Raw genomic sequence first — 18,716 nt, 5'->3', positions numbered from 1 at the left:
GTAACCAAAGTAAATTCAACTAGCCCTTGCAGACAATTTTTTTCGATGAACACGCTTGTTTCTTCGATGAAAAGGAAAGTTAACGGTGATTTTTCATTCGGATACTCACTTTACCACAAAGTGCACGAAGATTTTTCACAAAGGACACCAAGACCACGTTGTGAACTTTGAGTTTTCTTAGTGCTCCTTGTGGTTAGTTTTTTACCACAAAGCACAAAGTTTTCAACAGAGCCCGAAAGACGAGCTTATCAGTGGCAGTGGCAGAGTTATCGATCTTCGGTAAGAATTATTCATTATTTCAAATTGAACCATTAATTACACGCCGGACTCCGTCTTTGAATAAAACAGTATTGAAATTCATTAGTAATCCAAGGCGACTATGACTCAACTTGAGGTAGGTCAATATTTGTGCTAAATGTAAATCATTCAACGCTTCGACAGATTTTATTTCCAAAACGAGTTTGTTTTCAACCAATAAGTCAACTCTATAACCTGCATCCAGTTTAACCTCTTCGTATATTAACGGTAAAGCCTTTTGTTTCTCTACTCTTAGGTTTAACTTATAAAGCTCAAAATAAAGACATTCTTCATAAGCACTTTCCAGTAGACCAGGTCCTAGTGCCTTATGAACCTTAAGCCCTGCTTCAAAAGCAATTTTAGACAATTCATTTTCATTCATTGCGTTCTGGTTAGTAGGTTTGCATTTCATCAAAGCTCAAATCAATTTATAAAAATTAGATGTGCAACCGATCGAATCTCTTTTAGTAAATGCAGTGATTCCGTAGTGGCCTTTGTGTTTCCTTTGTGAGCTTTGTGGTAAATCGTCAGAGAGACGCACTCTTCGTTATCGTGTTAATTGGCACTTTGACTGGTTCTCATAAAAAAGACCGGCGGAAAAATTGCCGGCCTCTTTCTATCTGTTTGAATTTATCTATGCATTGAAAAATCGCTCAACTGTGATAGGTAGATCACGTACCCGTTTCCCGGTAGCGTTGAAAACAGCATTGGCAATGGCTGGCGCTGCTCCGATGATGCCGACTTCGCCCAATCCTTTTGCTCCCGACGGATTGATATTCGGATCGGGTTTGCCGATAAAGGAAACCTCGATGAGCGGCACATCGGCATTGACGGCAAAGTGATAGCCCGCCAAATCGTTGCCAATCAATCGCCCCGTTTTGAAGTCCACCAGCTGTTCTTCCATCAGGCCCATACCAATGCCTCCGGCACCGGCACCAATCACCTGGTTGGCGGCTGCTTTCGGATTGATAATCCGTCCGGCATCTACCACAATCACCATTCGGTCGACCTTGATTTTACCGGTTTTTTCATGCACTTTCACTTTATAGAAATGCGCGGCAGAAGAGCAGAAGCCGTACTTCTTACGCTCTTCACCCGGCCCGGCAAATTCCTCTACCTTGATGTCGTTGAGATTGTTTTTGCTGAAGATATCGGCATAAGGAACAAAATTGTCCTTGTAGGTAACGCCTTTATCGGACAACGAGATGTCATCGATATTCAAGGAATTGGCATCTTTATCGGGCCAGGCATAACCAGCCACTTTTCGTTTCAGCGCCAGACTGGCGGCGTAAACTGCACTACTGACGGAGGCCATTCCCCGGCTACCACCCTGACTGGGAGCCTTAGGGAAATCTGAATTTCCCAGCTCGATCTTTATCATGCTTTTGGGAATACCGGTAACTGTGTGAGCTACGTTTTGCATGCCAGTTCCTGTTCCGGTCCCGATGTCCGTCATGGCTGTGCGAACGGTGATAACTCCATCTTTTTGCATGTCGATGGAGGCGCCGGTGTACGAACGGCCGGAGCCCCACATGCCCACGGCAACGCCGTAACCAACTTTGTAATCGCCTTCTTTCAGGGAACCGGGAACCGGATTACGGTTCTTCCAGCCAATCAGTTCGGCACCTTTTTCCAGGCACTCATTCAGATAATTGGTCGACCACGGCAGACCGGTTTCCATTTCGTAAGGAGCGATATTTTTCAGACGAACTTCCACCGGGTCCAGTTTCAGTTCGTGGCACAATTCATCGATGGCACTTTCCACACCAAAACAACCGGTTGTGTCACCTGGACCACGGTTCCAGGTCGGCATGGGTAAGTTGAGTTCAACGATGGCTTCCTCTGTTTTTACATTCTTAAAGCCGTAGATTTTGCGGGTAACGCGGGTAATTCCATCGGAGAAACCCTGTATTTTGGAAGAATTGTTCCTGGCCTGATGGATGATTCCCATGAATTGACCGTCTTTATCGGCTCCCAGTTTCACCCGTTGCCACGATTCAGGCCGGTAGCCGACCATCGTAAACATCTGCGGACGCGTGAGCATCACTTTTACCGGACGTTTGACTTGCTGGGATGCCATTACTGCAGCGATGGTATGAGGCCATACTCTTAGACCGCTTCCAAAGCCGCCTCCGACAAATTCACTGATGACATGAATGTTGTCTGTCGGAATATCGAACAAGCTGCTGATGACGGACTGCACCCGGTTGACCCCCTGATTTTTATCGTACAGTACGAGTTTGTCATTCGGTTTCCATTGGACAATGGTGGCGTGCATTTCCATCGGGTTATGAATTTCCTTGGCAATGGTATATTCCTGGTCCACCTTGTAGGGCGCATTTTCCCATGCACCAACGCTGCCCCGGTCGTTTTCGGTCTCTTTCAGCGATACCTCTTTGACTTTCTTTGCGAAGTCCGTTTCGGGTATTGCTTCCTCGTATTCCGCTTTAACCAGCGAAGCGGCAAACATGGCATCCTCGATGGTTTCGGCTACCACCATGGCGATGGGCTGGTCGTTGTAGTAAACCTTGTCGGTATAGAAAACAGGTAGTCCGAACCGATTGTCCGGCATCTCTTTCATTCCGGAGAAACCGGATACATAAGGCTTATTTTCATGCGAAAGAATATCAATGACGCCGGGAGCCTTCATCGCTTCTTCAACCTGCATTTTTAGAATCCTTCCTGAGGCGATGGTACTTCCGACCATCACTCCGTATGCTACGTCAGGAATATCATATTCCGCTGAATATTTTGCTTTGCCGGTTACCTTCGCTATCCCTTCCACACGACCTTTCGGCATTTGTTTCGTGTTTTTCGAGTCAAAAAAGTAGCTCATCACCTTATGCTTTATTCGTGAGACAAGTGTGTAATGCGGTTTCTATCGCGCCTTTCAGTAAAGGAACCTTGAAGGCGTTCGTCGATAGGGGAGCGGTATCCTCAGCAGCTATCCGTGCTGCTTCGGCAAAGTTCTCGGCGGTTGCCTGTTTCCCTTTCAGGAAGGCTTCGGCTTTGGTCCAGCGCCAGGGTTTATGTGCTACTCCACCGGATGCCAGCCGGGCTTCACTGATCTGGTTCCCGTCCATATCCAAGGCAGCTGCTACCGAAACGAGGGCGAAAGCGTACGATTCACGGTCGCGCAGTTTCAGGTACTCGAAATGCTTGCTGAAGTTGTTCTTCGGAACAAAGATGGAAGTAATCAAAGCGTTTTCCGGAAGGTTGTTATCCTTTTCGGGATTGTTTCCGGGCAACCGGTGAAAATCCAGGAAGTTCATCGTCTCTTCCGAACCGTCAGCTTTCCGGATATTGACCTTGGCATCCAGCGCGGCGAGTGCCACACACATGTCTGAAGGATGAACAGCCACACAGGCATCGGAATAGCCAATAATTGCACCCATCCGGTTATTCCCTTTTAAGGCGCCGCAACCGGAGCCATTTTTTCGTTTGTTGCACGGAAGCGTCAGGTCGTAAAAATATGGACAGCGGGTACGTTGTAACAGGTTTCCTCCGGCCGAAGCCATGTTGCGAATCTGGGGTGAAGCTCCCTTCAGAATGGCTTTGGAGAGTAACGGCCAGCTTTCCAGGATGGCTTTGTTTACAGCGATGGCTGTATTCCGGACCATCGCCCCGATGACGACTCCGTTATCTTTTACTTCGATCTGGTCGGGTAAGGTGTTGGTTATGTCCAGCAACTTATCCGGTTCATCGATTTGCTTTTTCATTAAGTCCACCAGGTTGGTACCTCCGGCAATGTAATGGGAATGTTTGGTTACCGAGGACAGCGCTTCGCGGACCGTTTTGGGTTTCGTATATTCGAAAGGTTTCATCTGGTTATTTTTTCATGGACGTTTCATTTGGCTACTTGCTGGATGGCTTCTGTGATGCCGTTGTAAGCACCACACCGGCAGAGATTGCCGCTCATGTATTCTTTGATTTCCTCTACCGACCCGGTGTGTCCTTCGTCGACACAAGCTACTGCCGACATAATTTGCCCGGAGGTGCAGTAGCCACACTGGAAGCCGTCGTGCTCAATGAAAGCTTCCTGCATCGGGTGCAGGTTGTCTCCGTCGGCCAAGCCTTCGATGGTGGTGATTGCTTTCCCCTGGGCCATGGCGGCCAGGGTTAAACAGCTCAATGCTCGTTCGCCGTTTATATGCACTGTGCAGGCACCGCATTGACCATGGTCGCAGCCTTTTTTACTGCCGGTCAGGTTTAACTCTTCCCGGAGTACGTCCAGAAGTGTAGCCCGACTGTCAACGGTGAGCGAATATTGCTTTTTGTTGATTTCGAGCTGGATGGGAATCATCTGCTTTTTGACGAAGAACTTCTCTTTGACGTCCTGGTAAAAAGCTTTTACGCTGTTGGGAATGAATGACAATGCCGCCAGTGCAGAACTGGATCTTAAAAAGAAACGGCGGCTCATCGACATGGCATTAGAATGGGAATGTTTCATCGTTAGCAATTAATTTGGTTAATGCCTTAGCAGGTCTCTCTTTCAAATTTATGAAATTTCAACCAGTCCCCGGCATTGACTTTTGAAATATTGGCTAATGAATGAGGTTGTAAATCTTATGCTTACGATACGGAATTGGAATGTGTCAGCGTGAAAAGTCGACACTCACCCCTCCATTTTTAGTTTCCGTTATCCAACAATTGATGGAGCGGAAATGGTTTTTAGATAAGCAGAAGTGCAATGGCAATGACCACACCTGAGCCTGCGACTATCATTCCTTTCTTGAAAATTTTTGCTTTGGGTTTGAACATCCACAAAGAAGAGACGGCTAAAAAGAGCAGTAATATTCCAAATATCGTGGTAAACAAATGTGATGGATTTTGACTGACTGATTTATGAACTGAGTTCATCTTCGAAAGAATTGTAGGAAGTGCTTTAATCTTATAATTGGCAACTCCAGTGGCCTTATTATAGGTGCCGTTGGCAAAATAATGCAGGTCGCCTTCCGTTTTGATGATTTTGAAACCTCTCATATGTAATTCGCTGCCTAATGCCGCTTCGTCAAGATTTACAGGGAGTTTTCTCTCTACCGTTGTTTCCCTTTTCAGGAAATCGGTATCCCGGTAAACCAGAATGATTCCGCTGATGGAATAGATGAGGGTAAAGCCTAATACGAAATAGCCAACATAGCGATGTAACATTCGCATATAATAGTGGATGCTTCTTTTTTTCATGTTTTAGGTTTTAGTCGAAATGAAACTTAAGATAGTCTGCGTTTGTTGCTCCCCGGTGCTATTGGCTGAGCAACATGTAATTGGATGAGAATGCCAGACGAAGGTTTAACTTAACGTTTCAATTTTTTCTTCGATTCGCAGAGGGAAGGGCGGGCAAAGAACAGAATTTTGGAGAAGTTTCTGGTGTTTGGCGTCTCGTTGCGGATGTCTACCTTATCGGAAACTTTGCTTTTTCCTCTTCCAGTTTTTCGGCCAGGTATTCGGTGATGTCCATCCGGATACGCCATTCTTTTGGATAGTTGCTGTTGAAACGATTGCCCAGGTTTTTAGCCCATCCTAGCGGGATATTCCGGTAGGTGAGCAGGTGCCAGCCTCGCTCTTTCGCTTCGGGTCGGATTTCATCGCGGTGCAGGAATTTGATGGCATCGTCAAGCGTTAATTCGATTTCAGGAAATGTGCCTCGTTTCAGGATGGGAGAAAGCGCCAGTTCGTGTGCCGGAACGACCTCTTTCTTTTTCTGTTCCCCGATTTTGACACCCGCGTGTACAATCCGCAAGCCTTTCTGCAGCCAGGTTAACTCGGCAGCGTATTTCGAAGGAAAAGCAAATAGCGTATCGTTCAGTTTAAATATGTCGAGATTATCGCCGGTAAGCCAGCCTTCAACCAGAGCTTTCTCAGCACGAGATGCTGGCGAGAAGGCAGCACTCTTCATTTTCCTGGGCATGCGGGTTGTTTGGCCATCCAATTTGCGGACAACTGCCATAAAGAAGCCTTCTCCTTTGGTTTTGTGCGGATAAAACCGGTATCCCGAAAGACCGCCCGCTTCCGTTTCAGTAACGCCCCATTCTGCTTTCATCGGAAGGGAAATATTCTCGACGTTGGCAAATTCGTTCAGCCATTTCAGATTTTCCTCGTTTTCGCCCGGATTGTAAGTACACGTGCTGTAAATGAGGATGCCTCCGGGTTTCAACGCCGGCCAAACATCGGCGAGAATGCGCTGTTGCCGTTGGGCACAAAGTTGTGTGTTTTCGGGCGACCATTCAGCAATGGCGTTTTCATCACGCCGGAACAGACCTTCTCCGGAGCATGGAGCATCCACCACAAGCACATCGAACTGACCTTCGAATGTGGCAAAGTCCTTCGGATCATTGTTGGTGACCATGACATTGGGATTTCCCCACTTTTTCAGATTTTCCGAAAGGATAACTGCCCGGCTACGGATGACTTCGTTGGAAACGAGCAAACTGTTTTCCGGAAGGAGAGAAGCAATGTGGGTGGATTTACCACCCGGAGCACCACACAAATCCAGCACTTTTAAGGGCTCGTCGGGTAATTGACGAAAAGCTTGCTCGGAGAACATCGAGCTGGCTTCCTGGACGTAATAGACGCCGGCGTGTAAAAACGGGTCGAGCGTGTAAAAAGGACGTTCTTCTAGATAGAAACCGGTTTGACACCAGGGGACCGGTATCCCGTTTGCCGGCTTTTGGGCTTTCGCTGAATTGACCCGGATGGAACTGACAGCTGCTTCCGAAAGCGATTGTTGAAATGCTTCGAATTCATCCCCCAACTGAGCTTGCATTCGTTGAGTAAAACTTTCGGGAAGTTGTGTCGCCATGGTCGTTCGATTTCCATTTAAAATTATGCAAAATTAGCTTTTTAAATCAGAGGGAAGTTCTAAATTGTGGCCCCGAAACGAAATATTTGATTCGTTTTCACGTTAGATAGTTGACAACATAAGCTAATTAAAAAGGCCGGATTATCCGGTTACACGCTCGAAATCAGTATAAAATATGTCAGGTTTTAGTTTGAAATACAAGCTGGGACTCATCCCGGGTACGGCAAAAATTGATGCAAAGTGGAACAAGTTGCTGGGCATGCGCGATGAGCTGCAGGAATTGGAGCAATCGGACGAACTGGCTCGTTACCGTGAGCTGGATGCTGAACTGAAATCTGCTGAGTTCAGGGCCCGGAAAAAAGAGCTGACCCAATTGAAATTTGAAGGGAGCCATGAGCAAAAAATACTGAGTGAATTGGAGCACTTAAGTCGTTCCAAGTCGATGAAGCAGTATTTTAAAACGCTAAGCTCCGAGAAACTGGCCCGCTTCAAAAAGATTGAAAAAGGCGACAAGCTGGCCCGGTTCAGTGAGCTGGAAAAAATTGTAACCACTCCTGAATTTACGAAACGCAGGAAGGATGTGGAGAAACTCCATTACAACAATTCTCCGGAAGCATCCAAACGAAAGGAGTTTGAGGCGTTGAAAAATGATAAGCGACTGAAATCGTATTACAACACGCTCGCTTCCGACAGTTATCGGTTGTATATGAAAGCGGAGGAGAGTGGAGAGAAGCCTTCGGACCCAAATGAGATTAAGCGTTACGAGAAATTTCTCGCATCGGGTGAGTACAGTAACCTGAAAACGGTTGAGAAACAAAATCTGACTCAGCGGTATGAAGAGTTGCGCGGTGAGGTACAGTCGGATGAATTCCTGGAAAGAGAGAAGTTTCTGAAAAATAGTAAGCGCTATCAAACTACCGATGATTACCGTTTGCTGGCGGAATATGAAAAATTAAGCAAAGATCCGGAAATCAAATTTTACCACAAGTTCAGCAAATCAGGCGAATATCTCAATTATCAGCGGGTGCACGATTCGAAAGAACTCGAGCGGCTGAACGAGTTGGAAGACCTGGTGAAAGACGAAGGTTTCCGGGAGCGGGTAGCCTTCCTGAAAGACAAGAAGCGCTATGAGAAATCGGAAGACTTTAAGCTGGAGCAGGAATTGGCTAAGCTGAAGAACAGTGAGCTGATTAAGAAATATTTTGCTTTGCATAAAGCGAGAGAGCTCAATTTCTTCGATAAGTGGCAAGTCGCTTTCGATGATGAGTTCACACGCGACGGCGTTAACTTCGAGCGTTGGAATTCAGGGATTTATCCTGGTAAGGAAGTTTTCGGAAACAACTACTCGCAAGCTGATGAGTTGCAATGCCTGAATGGTGAAGAGAACCTGCAGGTGCATGGTGGAATTCTATCGATTGTTACCCGCAAGGAAGAGTCGAAAGGAATGCGTTGGAACCCGCAATACGGATTGATTCCCGCAGAATTTCAATATACCTCGTCGATGTTGAATACCGGAAACAGTTTCCGGATTAAGCAAGGTATTATCGAGGCGAAGATACGCGTGAATCCATGTGCTGAAATTGTGTCGGCTTTTTCGTTGAAAGGCGACGGAGCATTCCCGCAAATCGATATTCTGCGCAGTGGCAAGAATGAGGTGAGCATGGGAGTTATCCGCGAAATTAAAGGAGAACCGGTTTGGCAACATCAAACTATCACTGGATTGAATTTTAAGAAGTTTCATGTATATCGACTCGAGTGGGACGGACAAACACTGACATGGAAAATCAACAATGCGGTGGTTCATCAGAGCAAGGTCGATTCTTCGTTTGATAATATGTTCCTGAACCTGCTTTCTAGTGTGCACGAGGAAGTGCATCACCAAAATCTACCACATTACTTCGAGGTGGATTGGGTAAGATGCCTCGTGCCTCAGGCCGGGAATAATTAGAACGCGCCACGTTTCAGAAAAATACAGACAGGTCACTTTTATAAAAAACAAAAGGAACAATAACGTGCAGCTAAGCATCGTTTATTGTTCCTTTTTTCGTAGCAAGAGGTAAACTGTTGTCCTTTGTAATGTGCTTTTATGCTATTGGTCGCTCATTTTCGTGCGTAGCGAGCGGAAACCTTCTCCAAGAATTTCACTGGCGTCCATGATGGTAATAAAAGCGTCCGGGTCCACCAGATTGATGTGCTCTTCCAGAATGGCAACTTCGCGCCGGCTTACTACCGTGAAGATGATTTCCTTTTCCTGGTTCGTAAACATGCCAACGCCTTTCAGATAGGTACCGCCACGTTCCAAATCGACCAGTATCTTATCCTTTATCTCGTCATGTTTCTCGGAAACGATGATAAGCGCTTTGTTATAATTGGCCCCTGCCATGGTTTGGTCGATGGCTTTTCCTGTAATGTAGATGACCAGCCAGCTGTACAGCGGAATCTGCCAGTCTTTGAATGCAAGCAATGCCATCAAAACAATCGTCGAGTCGACATAAATCATCAACTGTCCGAGTGGCATGTTGGTATATTTGGCGATAATCATGGCGATGATATCGGAGCCACCGGAAGTCGCTTTCGATTTGAAAATCAGTCCTAATCCAAAACCAATCAGCACCCCTCCGAAGATACAGGAGAGTAGTACATCGTGAACCAACGGTGCATCTCCGTCCACACGCATGTAGGTTATGGCATCCATAAAAACGGATGACAGGACAAACCCAACAATGGTTTTTACACCAAAACGAGGGCCCAGAATTTTGATCCCGGCATAGGTTAGCGGTATGTTCAATATTAATCCGAAAAGACCAATGGGAACACCTTCGGGCCAGAAGGAAAAAAGCCCATGCGTGAGGTAGTGCACGATGATGGCAATACCGTATACGCCTCCCGGAACAATTTTATGGGGCGAGATGAAGTAGACAAATCCAACGGCCAGAATAAACGAGCCGACAATGATGTACATGTAGTCGATGAACCATCGCAGGGAAAAGACCCGCTCTTTCGGTAGGAAAGCCATAATGTCTGAGTTAAATTGTTTGGGCTAAATTAGATATTTTAACCTGTTTACAATACGATAAAACCTGATCCTTTTCTTAAACATTTCAGCGGGTTTGGACCATTGAGCACTTGCTTGTAAAAGACTTTTATTAAGGAATAAAGCCCGCTTATCAATTGTAATCAGAAATGAGCTGCAACTATACAAAAAAAGGCTTTCCGATCGGAAAGCCTTTTCAATAATAGTGGTAATCTTAGAATCTTTTCTCTTTGATCCGGGCTTTTTTACCAGTCCGGCCACGCAGGTAGAACAAGCGGGCACGACGTACACTACCTCTCCGGTTCACATCGATCTGATCGATGAAAGGAGAATTGGACGGGAAAATTCTTTCCACGCCTACGTTACCCGACATTTTCCGAACAGTAAAGGTCTTGGTTAAACCTGAACCTTTGATCTGAATTACCGTACCACGATAATTCTGAATTCTCTCCTTGTTACCCTCACGGATTTTGTAATGTACCGTGATAGTATCACCAGGACCGAACTGCGGAAGTTCTTTCTGTTCTCCTAAAAATGCGTTTTCTGCTGCTTTAATGAGATCCATCGTATTTAATTTAAGTATTTGACGAACGCAATATTAACAGGTCGTCTGCCAGAGATTACGTACGGAAATTTCGCGGCAAAAGTATGGATTTTTTTCTGAATCATAAAATATTAGCTCCAAAATCCACTTTTGCGTTCCGCTTATTTTTCTTTTAAATGGTCACCGGTTTGCTTCGCCACGTTGCGGTACCACCATTCCGGGTAACCGGGTTGAGCTGGCATCACCGGAAGTTTACCGCTTTCGTTGCGCTCGAACTTACCATCTTTCTCTTTCATGATGTTACCATCCTTGTACTTGATAATCAGGTAATGTTCCAGCTGTGTCCAGCGGTTCACCGTCAGGTTCACCTGCTTGTCGGAGTATTCCGTTAAGAATTTGCGGGCCATATTGTGCTCGCCTTTATTCCATAAGTCCATGGCAGCTTCATCAACCGCAGGGGTGAAATCGACAAATTTGGTTTCGAGTTCACTCTGTACTTTCTGAATGTCTTTGATCATGTAATCGTAACGCAGGTAAGCCAGATTCGATACGGTATTGAATACCCAGAACGCTGAGGTATTTGACCAGGTCAGCATGTCGCCGTTTCCCACACGAATTGGTTCCGGAACTTTCTGAATACCGCAATATACCGGCATGTAGCAGGTCGAATAGGTATCGTCAACGCCAAACCACATGATACCACCAATTGGATCGGGGTATTTGGAGCGCATTTGAGCGATGAATGAGAAACCGGTTTGTTGAGTTGAGATAGCACGCTCGTTGACGTAAGTCGTCGAATCAACCTGCCAGGTCAACGGACGCCAGCGGTAAGGCAGTTTGAATGGACCGGCACCCGGGTCTTTGGTCATATCCAAAGCAGTTCCTTCGAAGTGGTCGCGCATCATGCCCATTACGTCTTTTACTGTTAACAATGTATCAGGTTTTACCCAAAGCGGCATGCGGTTGGTTGCATAGCCGTTGGCTCCGTGAGTAATTTTACCCATGGCATAGTCCTGATATTGATCCATGTTGCTGGCTACTTTACGGAAACCAGCCCAAACACGAGCATCGCAGAAACGGGCTCCTCCGAAATCAACCGGAGCGTAAGTGCCCGAGAAGCTAAAGTCTTTGTTTTTGCCATCGAACCATCCTTTTTCACGTGCAAAAGAAATAACATCGCTTGAGTAAAGGCAGTTATCTGGATCGTTCAACGGGAAAGTGGTGATACGAGCCTGGTTGGCATGTCCTGAGATGTATCCGTCAGGAATGCGACGAGCTACCCAAACAGCACCTTTTTCAGCTTCACCTTTTCCAATCATTTCCAGAATCCATACTTCGTTCGGGTCAGCAATCGAGAAAGATTCTCCTTCGCTGGCATATCCGTACTTGGCAACCAAATCGGTCATGACATGAATAGCCTCACGAGCTGTTTTGGCACGTTGCAGAGTCAGGTAAATCAAGCTACCATAATCAACAATCGCTCCGGGTTGATGATGCAGTTCCTTGCGGCCACCAAAAGTGGTTTCACCAATCGAAAGCTGGTGTTCGTTCATATTTCCGGTTACCTGGTAAGTGTGGGCAACCTGTGGGATTTTTCCCAGGAATTTGCCGGTGTCCCATTCAGTGACGTCAACCATATCGCCGGGCTTGTGATCGGCTGCCGGCCAGAAATACATTTCTCCGTAAAGTGTATGTGAGTCAGCTGCATAGGTTATCATGGTTGAGCCATCGACCGTTGCACCTTTGGTGATCAAAAAGTTGGTACAGGCGTCGGCTACGTGAACCTGCAGCGCCAGCCAAATCAGGCTAGTCAGTAAGAGCGTTTTCTTCAGCATAATAGAAAGGAATTTTTTCGTTTTTGACAAAAATAGGAAAATAAATGAATGGGCTACTGCGGCAAACGCCCACTGTACGACCTTTTTATATGATATTTGTTAGGTTTTCTCTGTCTTATGGTAAGTAAATGGTTCCACCGGTGTTGTCGCGGGAAGCTCCGGTAACAGCAGAAAGGCAGTTGATTTCGTGCCGGTTGGCCATTACGCCCAGGAAGGCAAAGATGAGTGCTTCCTTAAAATCGATGATCTCCTTCTCGGGAATAATGACTTCTGCTTTAGAACATGCGGCAATGCGATTCATCAACAGGGGATTGTGTGCGCCACCTCCGGTAACCAGCATTTTCCCCGGAAGGTGGATGACCCGGCCAATTTGAATAGCAACATGTTCGTAGAGCGTCCTCATTTGGTTGGCTAACGAAAGTGAATATTTCTCCAGTAAAGGAATCATTTCGCTGTCGAGCCATTCTTTGCCCAGCGATTTGGGTGGTTTTTCTGCGTAAAAGGGCAAGTTATTCAGCTCGTTCAGCAGAGCATTATCTACCTGTCCGCTTTTCGCGATGAGGCTGTTCTTATCGTATTCTTGCCCCTTTTGCTGGGCCAGATAATTGAGCACGATGTTAGCGGGACCAATGTCGAAGGCAATGCGTTGTTCTTCTTCCTCGTACGAGATGTTGGCAAAACCGCCCAGGTTGAGGCAGTACTCATATTCTCCAAAAAGCAGGCGGTCACCTATCGGGACCAGCGGAGCTCCCTGGCCGCCGAGTGCCACATCCATGTTACGGAAGTCGGCAATGGTTTTGATGCCGGTTTCGGCTGCGATTATCGTTCCGTTTCCCAGTTGAAACGTGAACTGTTTTTTAGGCTGATGAAAGATGGTGTGCCCGTGCGATGCGATAAGTTGTGGCATCGTTTTTCCTTGCAGAAATCGGTTGATGACTTCTCCGGTATACCGGGCATATTCGTTATGAAGTAGCAAGATTTCTTGCGCTGTACTTTTTTCCGCTTCTTTTAGTTTTTTCTGCCATTCGGCAGAATAGGGAACGGTTTCGGCGGCTTCTATGAGAAATGACCAGCCGGAGTTCGTATGCTCAAAACGGCACAATGCCAGGTCGATTCCATCGAGCGAAGTGCCTGACATTAGACCTAATGCAATAATACTTTCTTTCATTTATAGAAGGTTGCCGTATATACCGATTGATTTCCTTTTGCGTCGGTTATCGTGAGTTTCAACTGGTGGGTTTTTCCCATTTCCAGACGGGTCGGGTCAATCGTGTAAGTTAGTAAATCATATTTGGGATCGTAGGCAAATAGTGCCCATTTTCCGTCGATTTCGCCCCGGTAGGTTGCGATTCCCGAAAGGTTATCTTTGATTCTGAACCGGATGTGCTTTGGATTCACGAGGTGCTTGTGCTCTTTAATATTAAGTGAACGAATCGTGGGAGGAACGGTGTCCACTGCCACGCTGAAATTTCCAAAATAGCGCGGATAACCGACGATCCAGCCATCGGAATATCCACCACCGGCGCTCCATTTCTGGCCATCCGGGTCGAGAATGACGAGCAGTGCTTTGCTTTCCAGCGAATCAGGAAGACTGTCCGGCTTAATAGACACGCGAATAGGCTTTTGTAGCGGCGTATATTTATCCTGAATTTCCTGCAAGGGGGCATAGCATCCATCGGGTGTGGCTTCTTCCTTGAAATGAAATGCCAAATCATCATACAAGGCTCCAACAGGTACTTTCAATTTCAGGTTATCTGCCTGAAAGTAATTGTCTTTGTCGTACGAAAATATCCGGGCACCGTTATCATGTCGGACCGTGTTGTCCGGCGGAGTACTTTTTACCTGGAACTCAAGCGTTGACTCATTACCATAAGCGTCAGCGGTAATTACTTTCACCTGGTGGATCTTGTCATCCGTGAAATCGACGATGCCGTTGTTTTTATCGATCGTGTATATGTCGAGCTTATTTCCCGGTTGACGGAAAAGTCGGTGGACCCAACGTCCGTATCGTTCGCGCTCGGCATAATCGGCCAGACTGTTTACGTAACGGGTTTCGGCAAAAGAGATATCGTTTATCTTAAAACCGAAAATTGTATCCTGATCGACTACCAGCAATGCGCTGTATATGCCGCATTTACTCCAGCTCGCATTCAGGTAATCGACAGCCTGTATACCAAACGCAGTCGGACCACTCACTTTTAAAACCGGATTTCCTTTCAGGTGGTATTCCGACGAATAGTAAACGGTCGGATACCGCTTGTGTTCATAAACTCCGGTCGAGGGAAACGAATAAGCGTAAAGCGAGATCATTTTGGGCGGCATATTGTCTTTTATCGGGAAGTGCCATTTCAAGCCGTTCTGCGGGCGCTGGGTTTGGGTATCCCTGATTTCGAAATGTAGATGCGGGCCTCCTGAACTGCCGGCGTTTCCCGACCAGGCAATTACATCTCCCTGTTTCACCGGAAACGAATCACGGGGAATGGTAAGATTCACAGCAAACTGTTCCCGTTTATACTGAATTCGCCTTATATATCTTTGTAAATGTGGCATCAGGCGCTCCAGGTGGCCATATACCGAAGTGATTCCGTTTGGATGATTAATATAAACAGCACGGCCATAGCCGGTGGGAGAGATTGCTACGCGTGTAACATACCCATCGGCGACTGCATGAACCGGAAGGCCTGTATGACCGCCGGTGCGCATATCGAGCCCGGAATGAAAGTGATTGGGGCGTAGTTCTCCAAAATTACCCGAAAGGGAAATTGGTGGTTTGATGGGAGGAATTAACTTCTGTGGTTCATCGGGTGGTGGAGGGGCCTCTTGACCATAAACCTGAAATGACCATATCCATAACAGCACAAAAAGCGGTGTAAATAGCTTCATTCTCTTTCCCTTTCAGTTTATCTCACGAAAATAAAAACTTTACACCGACCATACTAGCATTATGTGTAACGAAATTTTTTCGATTTGATTAAAATATTAACTTTGTGTAGGAAATCCTGAAGTATGACAGAACGTGAAACTGTTTTATTAGGAGAGTTTAAGGAGAAAATCGATAAGCTTATTCGGCGTTGTGAAACGTTGAAAAGTGAGAACTATCGTCTCCTGGAAGAACAGGTTCAACTCCAGGATCAAATCAGGTTGTTGAGCAGTCGCAACGAAGAGTTGACTGAAAAAAACGAACAACTGAAATTTGCTAAGTCGTTACTGGCGTCTGATGGTCAATCGCACGATGCCCGTATCAAGATTAACCGAATAGTGCGGGAAATAGATAAGTGTATTGCTATGTTAAATAAGTAATACCACCTGCTGAAATGGAAGATAAGCTTTCAATCAATATTAATATAGCCGACCGTCGGTATCCGTTGCGAATTGACCGCAACGACGAGGAAAAGATACGGAAGGCGGCGAAAGTTATTAACGACAAGGTACTGCAATACAAGCAGCGCTATGCCAATAAGGACAGCCAGGATTGTTTGTCGATGGCGACTTTGCAGTTTGTGATTCAGATGCTTGAAGTTGAGAAACGAAATGATATTTCGCCATTGGTTGAAGAACTGGAAGAACTCAACGATTTTTTAGCAGAATATCTGGAAAAAGAAAGTTAATTAAGTCCGTTTAATTGATGATATTTGCCCGCATTTTTTCTTCTTTCCATCCGGGAAACCGAGTGGGGAGAAGTTGAAATTGCGGGTTTTTTTGTTAAAATTGAAGTAATAAATATGGTAATATGACAACAGGAATAATCATAGCAGCTGTCGTTGGCTTAATCCTGGGAGGAGTAATCTCCTACTATGTTTGGGACAAGGCGCTGAAGAAGAAGAAAAACAAACTCATCGGCGAGGCAGAGGCCAAGGCCGAGATGCTGAAGGAGAAGAAAATGCTCCAGGCAAAAGAGAAATTCATTCAGCTCAAATCGGAGCATGAAAAGTATATCAATGAGAAGAATCAACGGATTACCGGCGCTGAAAACAAACTGAAGCAACGCGAAAGTAATTTCCTGCAGCGAAAAGAGGAGTTGCAGCGCAAGGTGAAGGAATTCGAGACGACCCGTAAAGAGGTGGAGGTAATCCGTGAAAACCTCAGTGCTCAGTTGGAAGTAGTTGAGCAGAAGAGTGAAGAGCTGGATAAGATGCACAAGCAACAGGTTGAACAACTGGAGTCGATCTCCGGCCTGTCGGCCGAAGAGGCGAAGGCACAACTGGTCGATTCGCTGAAAAACGAGGCCAAAACCGAGGCGATGTCATACGTCCAGGAGATCATGGATGAAGCGAAGATGACTGCCAATAAGGAGGCCAAAAAGATTGTTATCAAATCTATTCAGCGAGTTGCTACTGAAACTGCGGTTGAGAATTCAGTTACCATCTTCCACATCGAGAACGACGAAATCAAAGGTCGTATTATCGGTCGTGAAGGACGTAACATCCGTGCGTTGGAAGCAGCTACCGGTGTTGAAATTATTGTCGACGATACGCCGGAAGCCATCGTTCTTTCAGCGTTCGATCCGGTACGCCGCGAAATTGCCCGTTTGGCTTTGCACCAACTGGTAACAGACGGACGTATTCACCCGGCCCGCATTGAAGAGGTCGTAAACAAGGTGAAGAAGCAGATTGAAGAAGAGATTATTGAGACCGGAAAACGGACTTGTATCGACCTGGGTATTCACGGAATGCATCCTGAGTTGATTCGTTTGATCGGTAAAATGAAATATCGTTCTTCTTACGGACAGAACCTGTTACAGCACTCGCGCGAAACAGCCAACTTGTGTGCCATTATGGCTTCTGAACTTGGTTTGAACCCGAAACAAGCCAAACGTGCCGGACTGTTGCACGATATCGGTAAAGTGCCGGATGACGAGCCGGAATTGCCACACGCTATTCTTGGTATGAAGCTGGCCGAAAAGTACAAAGAGAAGCCGCTTGTGACCAACGCCATTGGTGCTCACCACGACGAGATTGAGATGACCAGCTTGCTGGCACCAATCGTGCAGGTTTGTGACGCGATTTCAGGTGCTCGTCCGGGTGCCCGTCGCGAAGCTGTTGAGTCGTACATCAAGCGCCTGAAGGACCTGGAAGCCATGGCGCTTTCTTATCCGGGCGTAATGAAGACTTATGCAATCCAGGCCGGTCGTGAGTTGCGCGTAATTGTGGGAAGTGACAAGCTGACTGATAAGGAGGCTGAAGAGCTTTCGTACGATATCGCCAAGAAAATCCAGGATGAAATGACGTATCCCGGACAGGTGAAAATTACAGTGATTCGTGAGACTCGTGCTGTGAATTATGCCAAGTAAATAAGATAGAATAGAAACAAAAAAGAGCTTCGAAATTTCGAAGCTCTTTTTTTATGCGGTGATAATCTCTTTTAATACATCCAACTGTTTTATTTTTTCCTCATCACCTGTTGCCCGGTAAGAATCCTGCAAACTTTCGATGAGTCCCTTCAGGCAAAAACGGTCGTCCATCATAATGTCCGAACCCATTTCCAATTGCTGCCGGCTCAGGTAGTAGTCCATCTCTTTGTGACCAATAATGGCTCCTTTGTTTGCCGGATTGATATAAAAGAGAATAGGGGAAGACGTGGTGCCGAAAGCTTCCTTAGACATCTCCGGGTCGTAATAGCCTAAAAACAATACCCGCTTCAAATTCAAATGATAGATGGGTAATTGCAGCTTTCTGGCTACCAGACAATAGAATAACGTCAGCGTGGACGGATTTCCCTTACGGGAAGTAAGTAAATCGTTGATAAAGCAGTTTTGCGGTGAGCCGAAATTCGCCACATTCAAATCGAAATGATACAGTTCGAAAAGCACATGGTTCAGGATGGTGGTTTTTTCGAGCGAGGTTAACGACTCATTCATCTCCAGCCACGCATCTGTGACAATTTGCTGCACCTGGGTTTCCACGTCTTTCGAGTTCAGATCGGGATACTGAATTTGACTCACAATGATCCAACCATCCAGAAAGGAGGGGAGTTCCGATTCATTCCACTTTCTCAAACGGTCTGCAACTTTCCGGAAGCGGAGGTGCGCAATCACTTTTTCCAGGCGATCCTGTTGTTGCAGGGTGTTGGCATTTTCCCATGCTATTTCCAACTCGGGAATTAGCAATGGGTCAATTTCCATCAACTCCTGAAGTACTGCTTCATAAACCGTCTTTTCCGGGTCTTCCAGCAGCGAAATCATGGCCTGTAACTGCTTATCCATTATTC

The 18,716-nt window shown here is 46.2% G+C and carries 16 protein-coding genes; 4 read left to right on the top strand and 12 right to left on the bottom strand.

Annotated features, from left to right (window positions below; genetic code table 11):
- Nucleotides 1–298: 298 nt before the first annotated feature.
- The 6 genes from CLV93_RS09955 to CLV93_RS09930 all read right to left on the bottom strand — a co-directional run bounded on the left by CLV93_RS09955 (nucleotide 299) and on the right by CLV93_RS09930 (nucleotide 7,096).
- On the bottom strand, nucleotides 299–679 hold the full coding sequence (locus tag CLV93_RS09955; RefSeq protein WP_106542210.1) for a GxxExxY protein: 381 nt from the start codon (nucleotides 677–679) through the stop codon (nucleotides 299–301).
- Between the two features lie 252 nt (nucleotides 680–931).
- Nucleotides 932–3,133 (bottom strand): xanthine dehydrogenase family protein molybdopterin-binding subunit, encoded by a 2,202-nt coding sequence (locus tag CLV93_RS09950; protein WP_211297796.1) that lies wholly within the window; start codon nucleotides 3,131–3,133, stop codon nucleotides 932–934.
- A 4-nt stretch (nucleotides 3,134–3,137) separates the two neighbouring features.
- A complete protein-coding gene (locus CLV93_RS09945; protein ID WP_106542050.1) occupies nucleotides 3,138–4,121 on the bottom strand; it encodes an FAD binding domain-containing protein in 984 nt (327 codons plus the stop codon).
- A 23-nt stretch (nucleotides 4,122–4,144) separates the two neighbouring features.
- On the bottom strand, nucleotides 4,145–4,747 hold the full coding sequence (locus CLV93_RS09940; protein WP_106542049.1) for a (2Fe-2S)-binding protein: 603 nt from the start codon (nucleotides 4,745–4,747) through the stop codon (nucleotides 4,145–4,147).
- Between the two features lie 221 nt (nucleotides 4,748–4,968).
- A complete protein-coding gene (locus CLV93_RS09935; RefSeq protein WP_106542048.1) occupies nucleotides 4,969–5,481 on the bottom strand; it encodes a hypothetical protein in 513 nt (170 codons plus the stop codon).
- Between the two features lie 208 nt (nucleotides 5,482–5,689).
- The gene (locus tag CLV93_RS09930) at nucleotides 5,690–7,096 is read right to left on the bottom strand and encodes a methyltransferase RsmF C-terminal domain-like protein (protein ID WP_106542047.1); all 1,407 of its coding nucleotides are present in this window, start codon (nucleotides 7,094–7,096) and stop codon (nucleotides 5,690–5,692) included.
- A 175-nt stretch (nucleotides 7,097–7,271) separates the two neighbouring features.
- On the opposite strand from CLV93_RS09930, the gene CLV93_RS09925 reads away from it, so the two are divergent.
- On the top strand, nucleotides 7,272–9,044 hold the full coding sequence (locus CLV93_RS09925; RefSeq protein ID WP_106542046.1) for a family 16 glycosylhydrolase: 1,773 nt from the start codon (nucleotides 7,272–7,274) through the stop codon (nucleotides 9,042–9,044).
- A gap of 141 nt (nucleotides 9,045–9,185) precedes the next feature.
- Here CLV93_RS09925 and CLV93_RS09920 read toward each other — a convergent pair whose 3' ends face one another.
- The 5 genes from CLV93_RS09920 to CLV93_RS09900 form a co-directional block, all read right to left on the bottom strand.
- Nucleotides 9,186–10,112, bottom strand: a complete 927-nt coding sequence (locus CLV93_RS09920; RefSeq protein ID WP_106542045.1) for a YitT family protein — start codon at nucleotides 10,110–10,112, stop codon at nucleotides 9,186–9,188.
- Between the two features lie 232 nt (nucleotides 10,113–10,344).
- Nucleotides 10,345–10,695, bottom strand: a complete 351-nt coding sequence (gene rplS / locus CLV93_RS09915; RefSeq protein ID WP_106542044.1) for a 50S ribosomal protein L19 — start codon at nucleotides 10,693–10,695, stop codon at nucleotides 10,345–10,347.
- Nucleotides 10,696–10,835: 140 nt separating this feature from the next.
- Nucleotides 10,836–12,509 carry a dipeptidase gene (locus tag CLV93_RS09910; protein WP_106542043.1) on the bottom strand — a complete coding sequence of 558 codons (1,674 nt, stop codon included), beginning with the start codon at nucleotides 12,507–12,509 and terminating at the stop codon, nucleotides 10,836–10,838.
- Between the two features lie 115 nt (nucleotides 12,510–12,624).
- Entirely contained in the window at nucleotides 12,625–13,677 is a 1,053-nt protein-coding gene (locus CLV93_RS09905) for an anhydro-N-acetylmuramic acid kinase (protein ID WP_106542042.1), read from the bottom strand.
- Nucleotides 13,674–15,392, bottom strand: coding sequence for a M23 family metallopeptidase (locus CLV93_RS09900; RefSeq protein ID WP_106542041.1), 1,719 nt, complete (start codon nucleotides 15,390–15,392; stop codon nucleotides 13,674–13,676). The genes CLV93_RS09905 and CLV93_RS09900 overlap by 4 nt, the downstream gene beginning before the upstream one ends.
- Nucleotides 15,393–15,515: 123 nt before the next feature.
- Here CLV93_RS09900 and CLV93_RS09895 point away from each other — a divergent pair, with 123 nt between their 5' ends.
- From CLV93_RS09895 to rny, 3 genes are all read left to right on the top strand, one after another.
- The gene (locus CLV93_RS09895; protein WP_025863942.1) at nucleotides 15,516–15,809 is read left to right on the top strand and encodes a hypothetical protein; all 294 of its coding nucleotides are present in this window, start codon (nucleotides 15,516–15,518) and stop codon (nucleotides 15,807–15,809) included.
- Between the two features lie 14 nt (nucleotides 15,810–15,823).
- Nucleotides 15,824–16,117, top strand: a complete 294-nt coding sequence (locus tag CLV93_RS09890; RefSeq protein ID WP_106542040.1) for a cell division protein ZapA — start codon at nucleotides 15,824–15,826, stop codon at nucleotides 16,115–16,117.
- A 122-nt stretch (nucleotides 16,118–16,239) separates the two neighbouring features.
- On the top strand, nucleotides 16,240–17,799 hold the full coding sequence (gene rny, locus CLV93_RS09885; protein ID WP_106542039.1) for a ribonuclease Y: 1,560 nt from the start codon (nucleotides 16,240–16,242) through the stop codon (nucleotides 17,797–17,799).
- A gap of 51 nt (nucleotides 17,800–17,850) precedes the next feature.
- Here rny and CLV93_RS09880 read toward each other — a convergent pair whose 3' ends face one another.
- Nucleotides 17,851–18,711 (bottom strand): transglutaminase family protein, encoded by an 861-nt coding sequence (locus tag CLV93_RS09880; protein ID WP_106542038.1) that lies wholly within the window; start codon nucleotides 18,709–18,711, stop codon nucleotides 17,851–17,853.
- Nucleotides 18,712–18,716 lie beyond the last annotated feature (5 nt).

The organism is Prolixibacter denitrificans (assembly GCF_003014495.1).
Taxonomy (GTDB): Bacteria; Bacteroidota; Bacteroidia; order Bacteroidales; family Prolixibacteraceae; genus Prolixibacter; species Prolixibacter denitrificans.
This window is presented reverse-complemented; position numbering and strand designations above follow the sequence as displayed.